Origin of the sequence: Salinivibrio sp. EAGSL (assembly GCF_013366455.1) — a bacterium.
Lineage (GTDB): Bacteria > Pseudomonadota > Gammaproteobacteria > Enterobacterales > Vibrionaceae > Salinivibrio > Salinivibrio costicola.
On sequence record NZ_JABWMG010000001.1, the window covers coordinates 137,407 to 157,630 of the forward strand.

Annotated in this window: 13 protein-coding genes and 2 pseudogenes; 5 read left to right on the forward strand and 10 right to left on the reverse strand. The window is 46.9% G+C overall.

What is annotated here, in order from left to right:
- Positions 1-35 precede the first annotated feature (35 nt).
- Positions 36-455: a hypothetical protein gene (locus tag HLG76_RS00680; RefSeq protein ID WP_175992839.1), complete on the forward strand. Its 420-nt coding sequence runs from the start codon at positions 36-38 to the stop codon at positions 453-455.
- Between the two features lie 87 nt (positions 456-542).
- Here HLG76_RS00680 and HLG76_RS00685 read toward each other — a convergent pair whose 3' ends face one another.
- Complete coding sequence (locus HLG76_RS00685; protein ID WP_158009949.1) at positions 543-1,079, reverse strand: hypothetical protein; 537 nt, start codon at positions 1,077-1,079, stop codon at positions 543-545.
- A 168-nt stretch (positions 1,080-1,247) separates the two neighbouring features.
- Here HLG76_RS00685 and HLG76_RS00690 point away from each other — a divergent pair, with 168 nt between their 5' ends.
- Both HLG76_RS00690 and HLG76_RS00695 read left to right on the forward strand, forming a co-directional pair.
- Positions 1,248-2,438 (forward strand): FIST signal transduction protein, encoded by a 1,191-nt coding sequence (locus tag HLG76_RS00690; protein WP_077679630.1) that lies wholly within the window; start codon positions 1,248-1,250, stop codon positions 2,436-2,438.
- 5 nt (positions 2,439-2,443) lie between these two features.
- Positions 2,444-4,555 carry an ATP-binding protein gene (locus HLG76_RS00695; RefSeq protein ID WP_077679631.1) on the forward strand — a complete coding sequence of 704 codons (2,112 nt, stop codon included), beginning with the start codon at positions 2,444-2,446 and terminating at the stop codon, positions 4,553-4,555.
- A gap of 285 nt (positions 4,556-4,840) precedes the next feature.
- On the opposite strand, the gene HLG76_RS00700 is transcribed toward HLG76_RS00695, so the two are convergent.
- Complete coding sequence (locus HLG76_RS00700) at positions 4,841-5,131, reverse strand: DUF3634 family protein (RefSeq protein WP_021023215.1); 291 nt, start codon at positions 5,129-5,131, stop codon at positions 4,841-4,843.
- Between the two features lie 29 nt (positions 5,132-5,160).
- Positions 5,161-5,610, reverse strand: a complete 450-nt coding sequence (gene matP, locus HLG76_RS00705) for a macrodomain Ter protein MatP (protein ID WP_077460551.1) — start codon at positions 5,608-5,610, stop codon at positions 5,161-5,163.
- Positions 5,611-5,797: 187 nt separating this feature from the next.
- Between matP and HLG76_RS00710 the strand changes: the two genes are divergently transcribed.
- Positions 5,798-7,453, forward strand: coding sequence for a Lon protease family protein (locus HLG76_RS00710; protein ID WP_077679761.1), 1,656 nt, complete (start codon positions 5,798-5,800; stop codon positions 7,451-7,453).
- Positions 7,454-7,518: 65 nt separating this feature from the next.
- Complete coding sequence (gene fabA, locus HLG76_RS00715; RefSeq protein WP_108742866.1) at positions 7,519-8,037, forward strand: bifunctional 3-hydroxydecanoyl-ACP dehydratase/trans-2-decenoyl-ACP isomerase; 519 nt, start codon at positions 7,519-7,521, stop codon at positions 8,035-8,037.
- Positions 8,038-8,260: 223 nt separating this feature from the next.
- Here fabA and rmf read toward each other — a convergent pair whose 3' ends face one another.
- From rmf to HLG76_RS00750, 7 genes and pseudogenes are all read right to left on the reverse strand, one after another.
- Positions 8,261-8,431 (reverse strand): ribosome modulation factor, encoded by a 171-nt coding sequence (rmf, locus tag HLG76_RS00720; protein ID WP_077460554.1) that lies wholly within the window; start codon positions 8,429-8,431, stop codon positions 8,261-8,263.
- Between the two features lie 180 nt (positions 8,432-8,611).
- On the reverse strand, positions 8,612-10,534 hold the full coding sequence (locus HLG76_RS00725; RefSeq protein WP_175992895.1) for an ABC transporter ATP-binding protein: 1,923 nt from the start codon (positions 10,532-10,534) through the stop codon (positions 8,612-8,614).
- A complete protein-coding gene (locus tag HLG76_RS00730) occupies positions 10,521-10,775 on the reverse strand; it encodes a glutaredoxin family protein (RefSeq protein WP_077460555.1) in 255 nt (84 codons plus the stop codon). The genes HLG76_RS00725 and HLG76_RS00730 overlap by 14 nt, the downstream gene beginning before the upstream one ends.
- Positions 10,772-12,903 (reverse strand): annotated as a pseudogene (gene rlmKL / locus HLG76_RS00735) (bifunctional 23S rRNA (guanine(2069)-N(7))-methyltransferase RlmK/23S rRNA (guanine(2445)-N(2))-methyltransferase RlmL). Before rlmKL ends, HLG76_RS00730 begins: the two are co-directional and overlap by 4 nt.
- Before the next feature lie 648 nt (positions 12,904-13,551).
- The gene (locus tag HLG76_RS00740; RefSeq protein WP_021023222.1) at positions 13,552-14,106 is read right to left on the reverse strand and encodes a cell division protein ZapC; all 555 of its coding nucleotides are present in this window, start codon (positions 14,104-14,106) and stop codon (positions 13,552-13,554) included.
- Positions 14,107-14,245: 139 nt separating this feature from the next.
- Entirely contained in the window at positions 14,246-15,259 is a 1,014-nt protein-coding gene (gene pyrD, locus HLG76_RS00745; protein ID WP_077460557.1) for a quinone-dependent dihydroorotate dehydrogenase, read from the reverse strand.
- A 66-nt stretch (positions 15,260-15,325) separates the two neighbouring features.
- Positions 15,326-20,145 (reverse strand): annotated as a pseudogene (locus HLG76_RS00750) (NAD-glutamate dehydrogenase).
- Between the last annotated feature and the right edge of the window lie 79 nt (positions 20,146-20,224).

Below are 20,224 nucleotides of genomic sequence, written 5' to 3' on the forward strand. Positions count from 1 at the left end.
AAACTTTGACCTCTGTAACATGGAGAAAGCCACACATGGCAGCAGAAAAACTCACTCGCGGGCGATTAGCGCAAATTATCGTTATGCTTACACTTTTAGTGATCGCCTTCTTTTGGCGCACGGTCATTTATACGCAAGGACTGACAATTATAGATTGTAAGGATGCGACTGGTTTTTGTGGCACATCACAATCTCAAGAAAAAGTCGCGTATGAATGGGTAAGGAAGAATGACACTATATATTTTTCTTTAGTTTCAGAGAGTAAACCTCACTCCGCGTACTGGGATCAAAAGGGGAAGCAATCACCTGAGCTCAGCATAAAGCAGGTTCAAGAAGGGGAAGGATACCGGACTAATTGGCAATGGTCTCGTCACGATCTCCCTACCGATATGGGTATATTTAACGTTGTCTTTGATCGGTATCAATTTAAATTTAATTACCCAGAAAAAGGATAAATAAGTGCGGTTTATATCGTATTTATCGATGCAGTGCTTTATTACTAAAGAAAATGCTTATTTATGATGGTTTTTATATTTACACAGTTACAGTTTAACGCTAAAAACTTGATTATTAATGCGTTTTGATTCTTCCCCTAAAAGAAAGCAAACCAGTGGTGATAAAACTTCGCACTTTTCACGCACTGATAATGTTTCATCACCACTGTTAAAATTGTGATCCAACCAGAAAGTGACACTGTTAATCCGTTGCAAGAAGTTTGTGTCCGGTATGTCATCGAGACGGGGCTTTATTAGCCCCCCATGTGGAGAAATCATGACACAAGCCGCGTCAGCTTGACAAAATTGATCTAAAACTGGATACCCCAACAGTCGCATGTACCGTTCACCGTCTTTGGCAACCTGAACTACGCCAGTTAGCGGTGCAAGTTGAGATACACTTTGCGATAAGGCAGCGGTAAGAGCGTCGACGGTAAGCGCCGGAACTGATTTAAATCGAACTCTAGGTTCATGAGCAACGATATCAAGTGCAGAGGCCTGATTGTGATCGATAATAATGGGGGTATAGCCTTGAGCGGCAAGTTGATAAGCAATCGTGGCGCCTAAAGTGCTCGCGCCACCCAATAGCGCAACGGGTCGACAATCCATGTTCAACGCTCAATTGATATAAAGGGCGTATAGGATACGTCAGTTTAGAATCTATTTCAGCCACCGAGAACAATGAATTGATCGCTTGATACATGTATCATTAGCACTGTCATACACTCATATTCCTATCAACGTAACGGTGACATGAAGATAGCAACGGCACGAACTCAAGCTGATGACGCAGTACAAGCCGCCTATGCATTGGCGCGCACCATCAAAACGCGTATCAGTACGCCTAAGCTTTTGATGATCTACTTTACTGAGCATTATGACGTTCAAGCGCTTCAACGTACCTTATATCGTCTTTTTCCGGGCGTACCACTCATCGGCTGTTCTACGTGTTATGGCGTGATGACCCAAAATGGATGTACCAGCGGTCCTGCGGCAGCTATCTGGGCATGCAGTGATGATAAAGGGAGTTATGGCTCAGCCTTGGTCTCCCATCAAGCACACCGCCATGTGCGCGACTCGGCGCGTATGGCACTGACTCAAGCGATTGAAGAAAGTGGGCGATGCGGCGAGTTACCCAAATTGATTGCGTTGCACAGCACGCCTGGTGAAGAAGAGGCAACCTTATCGGCAATCCGAGAAGAGCTAGGCGTATCTGTTCCCGTCATCGGTGGTTCGGCAGCGGCAGAAACAGTCGGTGGAAACTGGGCTATTTTCGATCACAAGGAAACAGCAACGTCCGGCATCGCGATCAGCGTTTTTTATCCCTCAGCTCGGGTCAGTTACTCGTTCCATTCTGGCTACGCGCCGACTCAAAGGCATGCGACGGTGACGGATGTGCGTGGTCGCGCATTGGTGAGCTTAAATCATCAACCTGCTGCCGAAGTGTATAAACGCTGGTACGAGTCAGAAACTGGATTGACTCTTGATCCTACAGATTCGCTTTTCTCTCAATCCACGCTTTATCCGCTAGGCACTCAAACCGGCACAATACATGGTTTGCCATACTACACATTGTCGCATCCGACATTTATTAATGCGCAAGGTCATATGGAGTTATTTTCTCAGCTTGAGGTTGGCCAAACTGTCTATTTTATGTCGGGAACCAGCGAGGGGCTCATTTCGCGAGCCAGTCGAGTAGTGGAGTCAGCAAATGATCATGCACTGTGTCAGCCTGAGCCTCTGGGTGGATTAGCGATCTACTGCGCTGGATGCATGTTGCATGTAAAAGATCGCCTTGACCAAGTGGCTGAGAATATTAATACGGCCTTGTATAACGCTCCTTTTGTATGCCCCTTTACGTTTGGCGAGCAAGGGCTCTTTAAAGGGGGAGAGTTATCTCACGGTAACTTAATGATCTCGGCTGTGCTATTTCATAAGGATTAATCAAGATGTCGAAACGCTTATCGGCTTCTGAACGTTCAGACTCTGAATCGTTGCAAGAAACCTTATTTGAACTCAGCCGCGTTGAGGCCAGAGAAAAACGGCTAAGAGAAGAGAACGATGCAATTCTGTCTGCCATTTCTGCTATGACAGAAGCCACATCGAAGACAGATATCTTTGCGTCATTGCTCGACGTTATTCATCGCTATGTGAGTTTTGATAGTGCGGTCGCGCTGAGTCGCAATCGTGAAACGGAAGATGCGTTTCGCTGTTTAGTGTCTACGGAGCGATTGCTAGAAACGGTAACGTGGCAAACAGGGGACGTGTTTCACCGTTGTGTAAAAGGAGAGACGGTTGCTATTTATAAGCCAGGCATGATCAAAGAGCTTCACTGCTTAACCCATCAATATGCCAGTTATCTTCAAGGTACAGCACTGATCAGCGGCTTAACGGTCAATGACAGCGAAGTCATGCTGATTTTATTTTCACATCGTCGTGATTCGTTCAATAACGAAGCTCAGCAGGTCGTCGATCGATTTCGTCCATTGATCGAGCGGACCATTATGGATATCGACTATCGACACCGCTTGCATGCGCTTGTCAGTAGCCGAACCCAGGAGCTTAATGCAAGTCGTCAACGCTTCCAGGATTTTGCACAAACAGCAAGTGACTGGTTTTGGGAGCTTGATAATGCGTTTCAGCTCACGTATCTATCTTCGCCTAATACAGATATCCATATTGATGCCGAGGCATTGCTGGCGAAAATAAAATCAGATAAAGAACTAAAAGCACAGCTTGAACAGCTTATATCCCGCGAAGAATCTTTTAGTGACATTGAGTGGCATATTGCATCTCGTGCGCATGACTACTGGGTGAGCCTCTCTGGCCGACCTTGCTACAATAAAAAAGGGCAATTGTCAGGCTATCGCGGCACCGCCAAAGATATTACCGCCACCAAGCGTCGCGTTGTCGAGCTGCAACAAGCGCGTCGTCAGGCTGAACTGGCCAATAATGCCAAATCACAGTTTCTTGCTGTAATGAGCCACGAAATACGGACGCCGCTAAATGCGGTATTGGGCTTGATTGATGCACTACAACATTCGCGGCTAACCTTAGAGCAAAAAGAGTGGGTAGGGCAGATGGATAAATCCGCTCAACTGCTATTGACATTAATCAGTGATGTGCTTGATTTATCTAAAATTGAGTCAAATCGCTTTTCCCTCTCTCCCTCGTTGATGAAGCCAAGTGACTGTGTCACTAACGTTTATCAACAGCTCATTGATCGTGCCGATAAAAAACGTATCCATTTATCCGCATCAGTGTCTCCCTCTGTCCCTGATACGCTTTATATGGATGAGAATCGCTTTACTCAGATTTTACTTAACCTAATAGCCAACGCGTTAAAGTTCACCGACCAAGGTGGTGTGACAGTGTCACTTAATACGGATGGTGATGTACTGATCCTGAGGGTAAAAGACACGGGAATTGGCATTGATGAAAGCCAGATTGGACGCATTTTCGATCCCTTTACCCAAGCAGACGGCAGCATTACTCGTCGGTTTGGTGGAACAGGCCTTGGTTTATCCATCTGTAAAAAACTGGTTGAGATGATGGGTGGACGTATCGATGTAGACAGTGAGCTTGGCCAAGGCACAGACTTTTGTGTTCGCTTGCCTATTGTTGCGACCCCACAAGATGCCGAAAAACATCAGCCAACGCCGGCGATACCGGCAGGCAATGTGCAACCTATGGTGATTTTAGTCGCTGAAGATAGCCGCGCCAATCAGATGGTTGTGCGTTTGATGTTAGAAAAGCAAGGCCACACTGTGGTGCTTGCATCAAACGGCGAAGAAGCGCTAGAGCATGTAAAGCAGACTGAATTTGATATTGTTTTAATGGATATGTCGATGCCAGTCATGGATGGCATTGCCGCAACAAAAGCGTTACGCGCATCTGGCTTTAAGCAGCCGATTATTGCTTTAACTGCCAATGCCATGGACGAGGACAAGCAACGCTGTGTTCGGGCTGGCATGAACGACTTTGTCACTAAGCCAGTGCGAGCAGCGAGTCTGAGTGCGGTGCTTTACACGCATCAGCCGTTAACGCTTTCTGATCACTAATTACCGCTGAGTTGAATCGAATTAGACCAAACATGTTGGAATAATGACGATTAAAGGAAGTAGTAATTAGCTATTTTATGGTAAATAGCTAATTACGTTCAATGGCAACCAAAAAGAGCAGTGCGCGATAGCATGACCCCACATAGAAACCTTATCTAATACTATATTTAACATAATCTATATAATGCGTACTTATGTTGGGAGTGTAAATGAGTCATTTTTTAGTCATGTCTGGTTTGAGCCATTCAGGCCGTATTGCCTCAATGCTCAATGTGTGCATTGTAATTATTTGAATGACTGATGCGGGAACACATTTTTAATTCGTTGCTGAGTACGATGATCAATACTGCGCGACAGCACGACTTTTGCGGGCTTAAACCGATTGCTATATACCTTTACTGTCCCCGTAAACGGATGACGTTTAGCGATATCTTGGCAATCATGTAAAAAACCTTTCGGTACTTTGCCTTTATGACGCACTAATTGGCCATCCTTAAATGCTATCACCAGCAATGGCCGGTCGATCAACATAAATGCGAGAAATATGGCAAAAGAAATCAGTAAAAAGTAGCCCATACTGCATGCTCACTTATTGATAAAAGGTTTTACATATCCAGCAAGTTGCTAAGATCTTGCTTTAGCGTATCCACTTGCTTATTGGCACTTTCTGAGCGGTTAGCCTCAGACAACAAATATTCAATCGTGTCAGACAAGGTCGCATCAAGCTCATGGGCCTTTTGCGACAGCTTTTCCCATACGCGATAGTCTAAATCGATCGACTTTTTACGCGTTTGCTCTTGCTCAGCATTAAAGTGGCGTTTTCGCTTGGCACGAATGGCTTGTTTGAGTTTTTTATCTAATGATGGCGCCATGTGCTTGTCAATCCACTGTTCAACTCGCGTGGGTTCATGCTCAAGGGCCAGCAACGCATTAACGGCAGTATTTGCCTCGTCTGCGTCGATGTATTTTGTGACAGCGTCACCATCTTTCCATTTTTTTACCAAATAGGCCCATTTCCAGCCTGCTTCAAGGTTTTCGAGTTGTTGATATTTCATATGCCAAGCTTCAGTCACGCCAATGAGTGACAGCGTAACACTAACTCGCTGCCTGTTCAATTATCACACACCTAGATACGCACCCTACCCGTTGGTTATTTATCCCTTCGTTATGGCGCCATTTTATTACCGTAGTGTGTTATCCTTTATGCTTTAACCATTCTAATCTTAGTCAGTAATCATAGACATGCATGAAGTTGATTGGCGTGATGCCAAACCACATTATTCTCAGTTTTCCCCAGACATCGCACAGTTTGAGTATTTAGAGGCCGCCACGCTACTGTCGCTGCAGTCACGTTTAACCCAGGCTCTGCAGTGGTTGATGTCATCTTCGTGCCCGACACGTTGCCTGACCGTCATGTCTGCTGATCTTCCACACTATCTTAATGCATATCGGGATGAGCTAGTCGCAAAATGCCCGAGTTCGCCTGTTTTAATTGGTGAGGCCGTTACAGAGTCGACGCTATTCGGGTTTGCTTATGATAATAATAAAAATGTGACAGCGTCACAAAAAAAATCGGGCTTACTCCATCAAGCCAACGGTGGCGTTTTAATTTTAAAAGTTGCCGATATTTTGCAACAACCTCGTGTTTGGGTGCGTCTGAAGCAATTTTTATCGACAGGTAATCTGGCTTGGCAAACAGCGCGTCCCGATCAAATAACCGAATTACCCGATGAAAGCCTTGATGTTCGACTGGTATTGGTTGGCGATAGGCAGTGGCTGGCCGATTTTGAAACCAACGAGCCTGACCTTTACGATGGCTTATCTGCTTATGCTGAGTATGAACAAGACATTGAGCTCAACGCAAGTAATATCACGCCCTACTTTTCTTGGTTAAAAGGTATTGTCACCACACTGACCGCTTTAAGTGTCTCCGACTCCGCGCTGGTGCGTTTACTCCAAGCGGGTGCACGAGAAAGTGAAGATCAGTTACGTATGCCACTTTGTCCTATTTGGTATCATCAATTATTGGCTGAATCACTGATGACGGTCGATGAGGTATTAGACGGCAATGCGATTGATGCGGCCATTACGCGCCGTTATCAGCGAGCTGCGTATTTGCCAGAGCGTGCCATTGAAGACATACACAAAGGACAAGTTTTTATTGATACTCGCGGTGAACATATTGGTCAAATCAATGGTCTCACTGTGATTGAGGTGCCCGGTCATCCATTGAGTTACGGCGAGCCAGCTCGGATATCATGTGTGGTTCACTCTGGCGACGGTGATATTGCCGATGTTGAGCGCAAAGCGGAATTAGCCGGCAATATTCACGCCAAAGGAATGATGATTATGCAAGCCTTTGTGAGCGTGGCTCTAAATCTTGATGATCCCTTGCCTTACTCGGCATCCATTGTGTTTGAGCAATCTTATAGCGAGGTCGATGGAGACAGTGCGTCATTGGCCGAACTGTGTGCTTTTGTCAGCGCCCTTTCTCAACAACCGATTAATCAAGCCATTGCGATAACGGGAGCCGTCGATCAATTTGGCCGCGTTCAGGCCGTTGGCGGAATCAACGAAAAAATTGAGGGATACTATCAAGTTTGCGCACACCGAGGATTAACTGGCCAGCAAGGTGTGGTGTTGCCGAAAACGAATCTATCATCCCTTTGTTTACGCAATGATGTCGTTGAAGCCATAAAAGCCGGACAGTTTCATATTTGGGCGGTAGATGATGTCGAGCAGGCTCTACCTCTTGTGACGGGTCTCCCATTCTCAGGAGAAGAAGACGAGACATTACTAAGAAAAATATCTAATCGAATAAATCATTTTCATACTGATGAAAAACAAAGCTGCAACAGTTTGTTTAAACGCATAAAAAACTGGTTTGGCCAGTACTGATCCGAGTTGTTTGGCGTACACGTGTACGCTAAACTGCTCGCAATTGAATAAGGAGCAGTTTAGATATAATGAAACGCCAAAATTCCTATAATCGCGATGATCTACTCGCATCGAGCCAAGGTGAGCTTTTTGGTCCAGGACGTCCACAGCTTCCTGCCCCTAACATGTTGATGATGGACCGTATCACCAACATTACCGATCAAGGCGGTGACTTTGATAAAGGCATAATTGTCGCTGAATTGGATATCAATCCCGATCTATGGTTTTTCGATTGTCATTTCCCTGGTGACCCTGTTATGCCTGGTTGTCTGGGTTTGGATGCGATGTGGCAGCTGGTTGGCTTTTTCTTAGGCTGGATCGGTGGCGAAGGCAAAGGCCGAGCCCTCGGGGTTGGCGAAGTAAAATTCACAGGCCAAGTTCTCCCTACTGCTAAACGCGTTCGTTATGAGATTCATATGAAGCGTGTAATTAATCGCAAACTGGTAATGGGTGTTGGTGATGGCCATGTCTTTGTCGATGATAAAGAGATTTACGTCGCTAAAGATTTAAAAGTCGGTCTATTCCAAGACACATCGGCATTCTAAGCGTTTCAGTAAAGCCGGTGCCTTCGCCGGCTTTACTTTTATTTGTTCTCCCCCGTTAATTTTCCCTTTCCCTTTCGAGACTTACGTTAACGTGATAATGATTTTCAGAATTTTCATATAGGTAATTAATGAAATAGGATTATACATATAAAGTTATAGTGCGTTAGGTGGGTATTAAAAAGGCCTTATCTAATGATAAGGCCAAACATATTACGGAAATGGACTACTTCATCATCTCTGATTTACTTGTTCTGCCTTCGCGCCACCCGCCAAGCCAGTAGCTTCTTGCATCAGTTTGTTGGTAAGGACATATCTCAGACGATCGACCGTTTACTCCCGCTTGAAAGCCTTTTGACTGTGCGCGTTCCAAACGATCTCGCTTCTGTCTTTTCATAGGGTCGCCCTCTTCATTCCATCTTGTTCAATGCTGCGCTTGCTATTCGCAAGAATGCTCCCGTCCATGACGTTTTTATGAAGCATCAACTACAGCTTCGATCATGAACATTTTTTAATCAAGCACTATCGCTGCTGTAAAAGACAAACTGTGAGTCATCTCCCCCCAAAAGTGACACCGTCACTCACTCTCTTGTTGCATTGCCTCCAAGGCTTCCCAACGTTCAAACGCTTGCTCAAGCTCGTGTTCCGCCTCTGCCAATCGGGTAAGTTTAGGCTGAGTAATCTCCTGACTTTTCGAGAAAAAATCAGGATCATTCATCTCTGATTGCAAGACTTCAATTTCGTTTTCTAATGCTTCAAGCTGCGCAGGTAAACCTTCCAATTCACGCTGTAATTTGTACGAAAGCTTCCGCGGTTTACTTTTCGGTTTTGCCGTCTTTTGTTCCGTATCAGCGTGACGGTTTGATGGAGTACATTTATCATTTGGGGTAATCGCTTTGAGGTACTGTTCACGTTGTTGCTGCGCATCGTGATAGCCGCCCACAAACTTATTGATCGTGCCGTCCCCTTCAAATATCCAACTGTGGGTCACCGTATTATCAACAAACTGTCGATCGTGACTGACTAACAACAAGGTTCCTTGGAACTGAGAGAGTAAGTCTTCTAGCAGCTCTAACGTCTCAATATCCAAATCGTTTGTTGGCTCATCAAGCACTAAGAGATTCGCAGGCTTGAGGAACAGTTTGGCTAACAGTAAGCGATTTTTCTCTCCTCCCGATAGGGCTTTTACCGGGGTTTGTGCACGTCGTGGATGGAACAAGAAATCTTGCAGATACCCCATCACGTGGCGCTTACGCCCACCGACTTCCACTTCTGTTTTCCCGCCCGCCAAGTTATCAATCACGGTCTTTTCCGGATCGAGTTTTTCGCGGTATTGGTCAAAGTAGGCCACATCCAGCTTGGTGCCAACATGTAAAGAGCCACTGTCGGGCGTCAGCGTCTCGAGCATCAGTTTTAGCAGTGTGCTTTTTCCGCATCCGTTGGGGCCGATAAGCGCGATGCGATCACCACGCATCACCGTAAAGCTCAGCGGTTTAATTAACGGTTCATCTTGATAAGTGAATGTCACGTTTTCAGCTTCAAAAACAATTTTTCCTGAACGCGTTGCATCATCCAGTTGCAAGTTGGCGTTACCTTGTAACTCTACGCGGTTAGCGCGCTCTTGACGTAACGCTTTCAGTTCTCGCACCCTTCCCTCATTACGAGTACGACGTGCTTTAATACCTTGACGAATCCATGATTCTTCTTGGGCCAGTTTTTTATCAAACTCAGCGTTTTGCTCAGCTTCAACCCGTAGTGCCTCTTCTTTACCATCAAGGTAGGCTTGATAATTCCCCGGCCAGGATGTCAGCTTACCGCGATCTAAGTCGACAATGCGTGTTGCCATGGCGCCGATGAACGAACGATCGTGTGAGATAAATACGATCGCGCCCCGAAAGTCTTTCAAAAATTGCTCTAACCACAGAATGGTCGATACATCAAGATGGTTAGTCGGCTCGTCGAGGAGCAATACATCGGGCTCGCAAACCAGAGCCCGGGCTAATGCTGCCTTGCGCTGCCAGCCACCTGACAACGCGTTGAGCGCGGTATTACCATCCAGCCCAAGGGCACCAAGAACCACCATAATTTGGTTATCAAAGCGCCATGCATCGGCATGATCTAGCGCTTCTTGTACCTTTGCCAGCTCGGCGATGTTTCGATCGCTAGGATCGGTTTCGATCGTTGCGATCAGTTGATGGTATTGCTTAAGCTTATCGCCCGCATCGGCAAGCCCTTCCGCGACATAGTCAAACACGGAACCTGGGCTATCTCGAGGTGGATCTTGCTCCAGTCGTGAGACTTTAAGCTCGGATTGACTTTGAATAGTGCCATCATCAAGTTGCACTTGTCCGTCGATGACCTTCATCAACGTAGACTTGCCTGCGCCATTACGTCCAACCAAACAAACACGCTCTCCAGGCTGAAGAATGAAGTCTGTTTTGTCTAACAATGGATTGTCGCCATACGCTAACTGCGCAGCGGTAATTTTAATTAATGCCATGTTGCGATAACCAAGCTTGTAGTTGTATGTGATCAAACGGCCAGCCTAACTCTGCGCTCACCTCTCCTGCTTGATTGCGAATTGCAATCACCGGAATAGTGACGCCGTAACGCTCAAAGAGCGTATCGTCAAAGGCAATATCTTGGGTTGCAAGTGGCGTTTGATAACCGAGTGATTGATAAAGTGACCAGGCTTGCTCACACAGATGACAGCCTTCGGTACTGAATAACACGAGTGTCATGCAACCACGTCCTGATGCTGAATAATCCAACAATTGTGAATATGGGGATTACGTGCAAAGTCTTCTGGGATCGAACGCTTACTCATATTTTCTGCATTAAGTCCGGCATCGGCCAATCGCTCAAGATCCATCTTAAAGTGGCGTTTGTTATTAGAGAAAATAATTTCGCCCCCTTGACGCAACCGTGCTTTGAGAGCCAATAGTAAATCGATGTGATCGCGTTGCACGTCAAAGGTTGTCTGCATCCGCTTCGAGTTAGAGAAAGTCGGTGGATCAACAAAAATAAGATCAAATTGTTGGTCCGATTGCTCTATCCACTGCAAGCAGTCGGCCTGTTCAAACTGATGCTGACGCCCGACCATTCCGTTAAGCTTCATATTGCGCTCAGCCCACGCAAGATACGTTTTCGACATATCCACGGTGGTAGTTGACCGTGCACCACCGACCGCTGCATGTACCGATGCACTTCCCGTATAAGCAAACAGGTTAAGTACATCTTTTCCAGCCGCTTTCTCGCCAATTAGTCGACGTGTGTAGCGATGATCGAGAAACAAGCCGGTATCGAGGTAGTCATAAAGATTAACCTCAAGTGTTACACCGTATTCCTGTACGGTCATAGTATGCGCGGCACCTGACAGCTTTTGGTATTGATTATTACCTTTTTGCTTCTCACGCGTTTTGAGCACAACTTTATTCGCATCAACACCTGTGACAGCAATGGCAGCACGCACCATATCCAGCAATCGCCGACGTGCCTTTTCTGGGGCGATCGTCTTAGGTGCCGCATATTCTTGGATCACTAAAAAGTCGCGATAGCGATCAATCGCGGCTTTGTAATCCGGCAGGTCAGCATCATAGAGTCGATAACACTCGATGGCCTCTTTTTTCGCCCATTTATCCAATTTTGTCATGTTTTTACGGAGCCGATTAGCAAAGTCAGGAGCAACGTCAACCGTCGGGGCTGCATCTCCTGCCTCTTTCACGCCACGTGCGGTAATGGCATACGTTTTCATTACACAATCAAGGGCGCCATTGCGCAGTGCAAACTTGTCATCGGCACGCATCCGCAGACAACTAAGCAGCTCGTCCGAGCCGGAATATAAAGAGACAGTGTTACCTGCAAACGCGAGCTTAAGATGGTCACCCAGCTGCGTGTACAACGCAATCAGTCCAGGCGTCGTGCCTAAACGCTCACCGTAAGGGGGGTTTGAGATAATATGCCCTCCGGTGAAGTCTTCTGGCGGGACCACCTCAGTGGCATCTGCGACATTAAATTCGATCAATTCTGCGACACCCGCGCGTCGGGCGTTTGCCCGGCCGTCTCAATCATACGTGCATCATTGTCTGTCCCATAAAAACGCGTTTGGCATTGGCTCACCCCGCGTTTAGCTTTAACGCTCGCCTCTGCTTTGATCGTTTTAAAAGCCTCGTCATCAAAACCAAGCAGTGATTCAAAGCCCCAACGTTTGCGCTTAAGCCCAGGAGCGACATTCGCGGCAATCATCGCCCCTTCAATCAGAAGCGTTCCGGAACCACACATGATATCCATCATAGGTTGCCCGCTTTGCCACCCACTGCGTAACACTAACGCTGCTGCATGGGTTTCGCGTAAAGGAGCCGCCCCTGCCTGAGTACGATATCCTCGTTGGTGCAAACCACTGCCAACCATATCAATACCGAGCACACCTTTATCTTTCGACAAGCGCATGTGAATGCGTAAGTCTGGTTGCTCACGATCAATACTTGGCCGTGGCAGATTGGCTTTTTCAAATTTATCGACAATCGCATCTTTGACTTTTAGGGCACCATATTGGCTATTGCGAATCTCTTGGTTAGTACCGTTAAAGTCAACCGCTATCCGCTGGCTGGAATGGAAATGATCCGGCCAATTAATCGCCGTAGCGCCAAGGTATAAATCCATATCATCGCGAACCGCGAACTCACCCAGCACCAGCACAAAACGGGATGCAACCCGACTCCACAAACAACATTGATAAAGCGTGGAATCGTCGGCTTTAAATTTTACACCGGCATGGACTTGCTTAAGGCTGGATGCACCAAGCTGTTCAAGCTCCTGAGCCAACAAATGCTCGAGACCTCGAGCGGTTATAGCGAGATAGTGTTTCATTGAGTCTCTACACCCTCTGGGCGTGGTTGTCATAATGGCGCCGATTATACATCAATCTGACCCGCCCCGTTGACCCAAGGCGAAACAATCTCCGTTGAATGGTGAATTAATCGCCACCCCAGTGTTTCTGTAAAGAATCAATCATTCGATGATTATTGTTTCCCTCAGGAATCCTATCTCAGCAAACCCTGACTGACTACGTTTCCTGGTGGAAACACGACCTAATCAAGGCGCGCCACGTCTAGCATGAAGCGTTAGAAAATATAACGTGTAAGCATTCACTTTGCCTTGAGAGGCGAGTTATGGCGGGTTGATAGGCGTGTAGAATTCGATTATTTCCCACTAGGAATTAGGTTAGACCCTAAAAAACTGGTATATACCAGGCGGCAGTTAAGGAAAGAATTGTTGCTGTAAAACAGGAAAAAGCGGTAAAGATTTGCCGTTAAAGCGGATAAAAACGCGACGAAAATACCCAATTTTAGACATTATTGGTGCACGTTTTTTGCTCAAACGTGAAGAGAGATCACAGGTTTTAGACGCACCTGTTTGGTATCAGAAACATTAATCGCGCAAAAAGAAGTGGGAATAGTGACGTCAAATCTAGGGGAAAGGTTGGATAAAAGAAAACGTGAGCTGAGTGAAAGCCACTCAGCCCACTAACGCAAAGCGACCTTTTTGGCTATTAGTTTGGTGTTTAGATTGCGATAGCCGGTCGTTCATTACTTTAATCGCACCACAAAACGCCATGGTTTTATTTGCGCTCAGTTCAAAATCGGCTTCGCGAGCGAGCATGCATAGCGAGGCTGAACCGGCGTTTTCTATAATAATAAATGGCGCCCTGTCCCCGGTTTGGCTCGTGAGTTCGACAATCTGCCCCCACTCGGGTGCGGCGATCGTTTCTTGTTGCGTCTCAAAAAACCAACTTTTGGGTAGCACAGGTTTGTGGAAGCGATGGGCTGCCACTGCGTTCAAAGCAAGCTCTGCCCTGCGCGGCCCGGACAGTGACAGTAATGACAGAGGATCTGTCAGATACTGAAAAAGCGATGCGTCCTCAACTGAAAATGGTGATGTCGAGAACGCATCAGGGATGAGATGTTTGGCATTGATCGCCACGCGAAAAACCATGTCATCACCCAAATCGAGCATCAGTGATGTCGATGCATCATCGAAATACCATCTCCATGCATTGTTAGGTTTTAACATACTTCAGCTCCCGCGAAGACTCAAAAACTGGGGGTCTGGCGATATCAAGACTGCCATTGACTGAAGTGTAATGGGTTGAGGGCAAAAAAAAAGGGGAAGAAACCCTCCCCCTTTTCGCCTTAAGACTTTATTTTTTAAATTAAATATGACGAACGATTTGCTTCACTAAGCCTGGACCTTGATAAATAAGTCCTGAATAGAGTTGCACTAAATCAGCTCCAGCCTCCAACTTTTCACGTGCCGCTGTCACTGAGTCAATACCGCCAACGCCAATGATCGGCATTGCTCCATTGAGTGCGCGATGAAGTTGACGAATCACTTCCGTACTTTTCAACTGTACCGGCCGGCCACTTAATCCACCAGCTTCACGGTAGTGCGGCATCCCATCCACCAGCGAACGCTCTAACGTCGTATTGGTCGCAATCACGCCATCAATGTTATGGCGAACCAAACTATCAGCGACGTGTTGGATCTCATCACAACTTAAATCAGGTGCAATCTTCACTGCAAGGGGGACATATTTGCCGTGTGTTTCGGCTAATTGACCTTGTTCCTTTTTTAACGCACTGAGCAACTCGTCAAATATGTTGCCATATTGCAAACTTCGTAACCCGGGAGTGTTCGGTGAGGAAATGTTAACCGCAATATAATCAGCATACGGATATACTTTTTGCATGCAGGCAATGTAGTCATCGGTGCCCTGCTCAATGGGTGTATCTTTATTTTTACCGATATTAATACCGAGCACACCCGTAAAATTTTTCGCCTGTTTCACGTTTTCAATCAGGGCCTCAACACCATGATTGTTAAACCCCATTCGGTTAATAATTCCTTCCGCCGCTTTAAGGCGAAAGAGGCGCGGTTTATCATTACCTGGTTGGGCGCGTGGGGTAACCGTCCCCACTTCCACAAAGCCAAACCCCATGGCGCCAAACGCTTCTATACACTCACCATTTTTATCTAACCCTGCGGCTAAGCCTACTGGATTGGTAAAATGCAGTCCCATGACAGTCACTGGGCGAGGAGGAAGATGCTGAGAGTATAAAAAGCGAAGCGGTGTGTGATGGAAACGGGAAAGCGTTTTGATGGTTAAGTCGTGTGCTTTTTCTGGATCTAACTGAAAGATAGCCGGTCTGGCGAGGCGGTATAGCATTATCCCTCCTAATAAAAAAGCCCCGTTATAAACGGGGCTAGATTATTGCGTTATTGGCGCACTAATTCAATTTAAATTTAGTAACGACAATTCACGCAGCGCGACAGAGAACTTGGCAAACTCATGCATAGAACCGACTTTGAACTCATCGACAATGCTTTGCCAACGGCTCAGGATTACAGCATGATCATCCATCCACTGCGTTAACCCTGTCTCGGCATCGTGTTGTGAATCCATCTCTGAAACGATGCGAGCGGTCAATAAGCGCTGTTGCCAGTCAAGATCTTCACGGAACGAGGCGCGGGCAAGCGCTTGCCAGTGGTTATCAACCGGCTGGTTATTGATTTGCTTCAAGAACCAGTGCAGTGATAAACGATCACCCAGTACATAGTACAAGCGCGCCACTAGCTCGAATGGCTTGTCGAGTTGTTCTGACACTTGGGCAAGATCTAATCCCGAGAACACGCTCGTCAGGCGACAAACCTTGTTCGCAAGCGCATCAGGTACACCCGCTTTTATCAATGCCTCCGCTTGTTGATCATGCTCGGTGATCTCACCCTCAACCAAATACTGATCGAGGTGATCCACCAAGTTTTGCAATGCGGGACGATAAAAGCCAACTTGAGCCTCAATACTCTCTCCTTTGCGTTTGTTACGTAACATCCAACGGGTTGCACGGCGTAACATTCGGCGACAGCGGAATATGATGTCATACTGCACTTTGGCGCTCACATGATTATCGAGCTCGCGCACATCATCAAATAGCTGCTCAAAACCAAACACCTCTCTGGCAATGGCATAAGACTTAGCAATATCACTCACACTGGCGCCGGTCTCATCTTGCATGCGGGTCACAAAGTTAAAACCCATGTCATTCGACATTTGATTCGCCAGTGCGGTGGCAATGATCTCACCACGCAGTGGATGAGATTCCATCTCGCCTCTATAGTGACGTTGTAACTCTTTAGGGAAGTAACTAGGGAGTAGCTGTCCGAAGTGAGCATCTTGCGTGACATCATCAACAACCAGCTGCTCTTTGAGAACCATTTTACCGTAGGCAACCAATACAGCAATTTCTGGGCGCGTTAAACCGGTGCCACGCAAGTTACGTTCAGACAAGGTTTCATCGTCTGGCAGATATTCAAGCGCCCGATCGAGCTTACCCTCTTTCTCTAAATAGTGAATAAACCGAATCTGCTCTTTTAACAAAGCGGCCTGCTGGTTATGGGTGACAGAGATCGACTCACTTTGACTATAAGCATCCTCGAGCACGATGTCAGACACTTCGTCTTCCATTCGCTCCAGCAACTCATTGCGCTTTTTCATGGTCAGATCACCGGCCGCCACCAGCCCATTAAGCAGGATCTTGATGTTGACCTCGTTATCCGAGCAATCGACACCACCGACATTATCAATAAAATCGGTATTCACTCGACCGCCGTTAAGCGCATACTCAATTCGCCCTAATTGGGTCATGCCAAGGTTACCGCCCTCACCAATGATACGAGCACCCACTTCATTGCCGTTGACACGCAAACCATCATTAGCACGGTCACCTACCGAGGTATGGGTTTCGCTCGATGACTTAACATAGGTGCCGATACCGCCATTCCAAAGCAGATCAACCTTGGCTTTTACGATCTGTTTAATCAGATCGTTAGGCGCCATCGTCTGCTTACGGGTGCCGAGCAGCTTTTGTATCTCCGGCGTTAAGGTGATTGATTTCGCGCGGCGAGAAAACACCCCCCCACCTTTGGCTATCAACTGAGTATCGTAGTCTTCCCAAGTTGACCGCGGCAAATTGAAGAGACGTTGGCGCTCTTCCCAGCTTTTCGCGGCATCTGGATCGGGATCAATAAAGATATGCATGTGGTTAAACGCTGCGACTAAGCGAATATGCTTGGAAAGCAGCATGCCATTACCAAACACATCGCCGCCCATATCGCCAATGCCGACACAGGTAAAGTCCGTGGTTTGACAGTTAATATCAATTTCACGGAAGTGGCGTTTTACCGATTCCCAAGCACCTGCGGCCGTAATCCCCATTTTTTGTGGTCATACCCATTCGAGCCACCGGACGCAAAAGCATCTCCCAGCCAAAAGTTATATTGCGCTGAGACACTGTTCGCTAAATCAGAGAAAGTTGCCGTTCCCTTATCTGCCGCGACGACTAAATAGGCGTCATCGTCGTCATGACGGATCACATGGTCAGGCGGCGTCAAGGTGCCTTCGACAATGTTATCGGTAATATCAAGTAACCCTTGGATAAAGATTCGATAGCATCGCTTACCCTCAGCAATGATCGCATCCCGCTCAGTTAACTGATGTTGACGCTTGCAGACAAAGCCCCCTTTCGCCCCGACTGGCACAATCACGGTGTTTTTGACCTGCTGCGCTTTCACCAAGCCTAAGACTTCGGTACGGAAGTCTTCTTGGCGATCGGACCAACGAAGTCCACCACGCGCGACTTTACCACCGCGTAAGTGCACCCCTTCTACATCGGGGGAGTAAACAAAGATCTCAAACGCGGGAACCGGCTTAGGCATATCCGGAATATCCGATGCTTGCAGTTTTAGCGATAGATAGGGTTTGTCTTGGCCATTGTCCGGATCTTTCTGGAAAAAGTTTGTGCGCATGGTCGCGAGCATGATTTCCATGTATCGACGAATAATACGGTCATCATCCAAACTTTCAACATTGTCGAGTGCCTCTTCAATCTCGTGAATAATCGCATCTCGTTCTCGCTTGTTTTGCTTACCCGCAGGGTCAAAGCGTCGATTAAACAACCTGACCAAGAACCCAGCAAGATGCGGGTGCGAAGCTAATGTATCCTCGATATACGCCTGACTGAAAGGAAAGCCAATCTGGCGCATATACCGAGCATAGGCGCGTAGAATCGTGACTTCTCGTCCGGATAACCCCGCGTTTAATACCAAGCGGTTAAAACCGTCATTATCCAAGCGGCCATGCCAAATGTCGGCAAATGCATGTTGGAAACGATCACGCGCATTACCAAGATCAAACGCTGCTCCCGCACTGTGCAACATAGAGAAGTCGAGAATCCAATACACATCCCCCTGGCTGGTTTCAACCTCATAAGGCGATTCGCCGATCACACGCAGCCCTAGATTTTCTAGCATCGGCATCACATCCGATAAATGGATCGGCTCCCCCTTTTGGAAAAGCTTTAGGCTAATGGCATTAGATTGATGGCTAACTTCTTGCGGCCTGTAGAGCAACATATCGAGTTTATTGTCATCACTGAGCCCTTCTAGGCGCTCAATATCCGCCACTGCTGACCCTGGTAACATCGCTTCTTTGTAGGAACGCGGAAACGCACGCAAATACCGTTTCGCGATCGGTGTACCACGATTTTCACCAAAATTAGCAATCACGGCTTCTTGTAAACGATCATCCCACGATGACGCTGCCTCTGTGAGGTTTTGTTCGATTTTTTTCACATCAATATCGAAGTTATTATTTTCCACTCGGACAATATAATGCGTCCGCGCCAGCGGGCTTTCCGAGAAAAAAGTGGTAAATTCAACCGTCTGATCTGATCCAAAGTATTGCTGAAAAATACGCTGGGTTTGACGACGGAACTCGGTGTTATAGCGCTCTCGGGTGATATACACCATGCACGAGAAAAAACGACCAAACGGATCACGACGCACAAATACACGGAGCATGTCGCGGTCTTGCATTTGTACCACGCCCATTCCCACATTGCGCATTTCGTCTTCTGTCGCTTGGAACAGTTCATCACGCGGGTAGTTTTCTAGGATATTAGCCAACGCTTTCCACGCGTGTGATTCGCGATAAAAACCGCTGTTATCAAGGATACGGCGTACTTTATTACGCAGCACCGGAATGCTAGCGGTCGACTGGTTATAAGCAGACGATGCATAGAGCCCAGTAAACCGGTGCTCGCCGATCACATTACCGTTGCTATCAAACTTTTTGATCCCGATATAATCGACATAAGCCGGACGGTGAACCCGAGATTTCGCATTACTTTTGGTAAGCACTAACAGCTCTTTTTTCAGCGCTTCTGCTCGGGCTGACTCAGGCATTTCGGATAAACGCAGAGCCTGGGGGGATTTGTGCTTTTTAGCTAAACCTAGTGCGTCACAGTCACTGCTCGCGCGAAGCTCGTAATCGCCTTCAACCGGAACCAGGTCAAAGCACTTGTAGCCCATAAAGGTAAAGTTATTGTCCGTGATCCAACTTAGGAACTCGACAGCTTCTTGGCGGCGCTCATCATCAATCGGTAATTGAGTCTCTTTTAATGATGCTAATAGCTCAAGCATTTGCGCGCGCATTGGCTTCCAGTCGTTCACCACCATTACGACATCGGTCAAGGTTTCAGAGAGCTCAGATTCAAGTGCTGCCATCTCTGAGTCATCTGACATCTTGTCGATTTCAATATGGAACGTGCTTTGGAATTGGCCGTCCTCACTGCCAATGCTGACCACATCCCCCTGCTCATTCTTGCGCGCTTTGATCGGGCTATTCAGCATCAAGTGCGTTGTGATACCTAAGCGATTAAGGGCCATACGCACAGAATCGACAAGGAAGGGGGCATCTGGGGCGAGGATTTCAACAATCGTATGGGTTGATTGCCATCCATTTCCGCTCAGGCTTGGGTTAAAAACTTTAACAAAGACTTTATCTTGTTCAAACGTGTTGAGATGGTGCCATAAGCTCATTACTGCACCATAAAGATCTGACTCATTGCGTTCCTGCAAATCGTCATCAGATACTTGACCCAATATCCTTTTGGCTAACGCATCGACAAGTGGTTGTTGAGGATCATCGAGTTTATCAGCGATGAGTTGATAAACCTTCTCAAGTAACACTGGTACTATAGGGTCACGCGAGGTCATTCTGGCACTCCGTTGTCCTTTTTAGAACATTATCATTGTGAGTCGTCATCAGAGGTAAACATTGCGTTAACAAACGCAC

Excerpts from the sequence above, each read along its gene's own strand:
- HLG76_RS00680 (WP_175992839.1), top strand. The coding sequence starts at position 36 with ATGGCAGCAGAAAAACTCACTCGCGGGCGATTAGCGCAAATTATCGTT.
- HLG76_RS00690 (WP_077679630.1), top strand. The coding sequence starts at position 1,248 with ATGAAGATAGCAACGGCACGAACTCAAGCTGATGACGCAGTACAAGCC.
- HLG76_RS00695 (WP_077679631.1), top strand. The coding sequence starts at position 2,444 with ATGTCGAAACGCTTATCGGCTTCTGAACGTTCAGACTCTGAATCGTTG.
- HLG76_RS00700 (WP_021023215.1), bottom strand. The coding sequence starts at position 5,131 with ATGGGCTACTTTTTACTGATTTCTTTTGCCATATTTCTCGCATTTATG.
- matP (WP_077460551.1), bottom strand. The coding sequence starts at position 5,610 with ATGAAATATCAACAACTCGAAAACCTTGAAGCAGGCTGGAAATGGGCC.
- HLG76_RS00710 (WP_077679761.1), top strand. The coding sequence starts at position 5,798 with ATGCATGAAGTTGATTGGCGTGATGCCAAACCACATTATTCTCAGTTT.
- rmf (WP_077460554.1), bottom strand. The coding sequence starts at position 8,431 with ATGAAAAGACAGAAGCGAGATCGTTTGGAACGCGCACAGTCAAAAGGC.
- HLG76_RS00725 (WP_175992895.1), bottom strand. The coding sequence starts at position 10,534 with ATGGCATTAATTAAAATTACCGCTGCGCAGTTAGCGTATGGCGACAAT.
- HLG76_RS00730 (WP_077460555.1), bottom strand. The coding sequence starts at position 10,775 with ATGACACTCGTGTTATTCAGTACCGAAGGCTGTCATCTGTGTGAGCAA.
- HLG76_RS00740 (WP_021023222.1), bottom strand. The coding sequence starts at position 14,106 with ATGTTAAAACCTAACAATGCATGGAGATGGTATTTCGATGATGCATCG.
- pyrD (WP_077460557.1), bottom strand. The coding sequence starts at position 15,259 with ATGCTATACCGCCTCGCCAGACCGGCTATCTTTCAGTTAGATCCAGAA.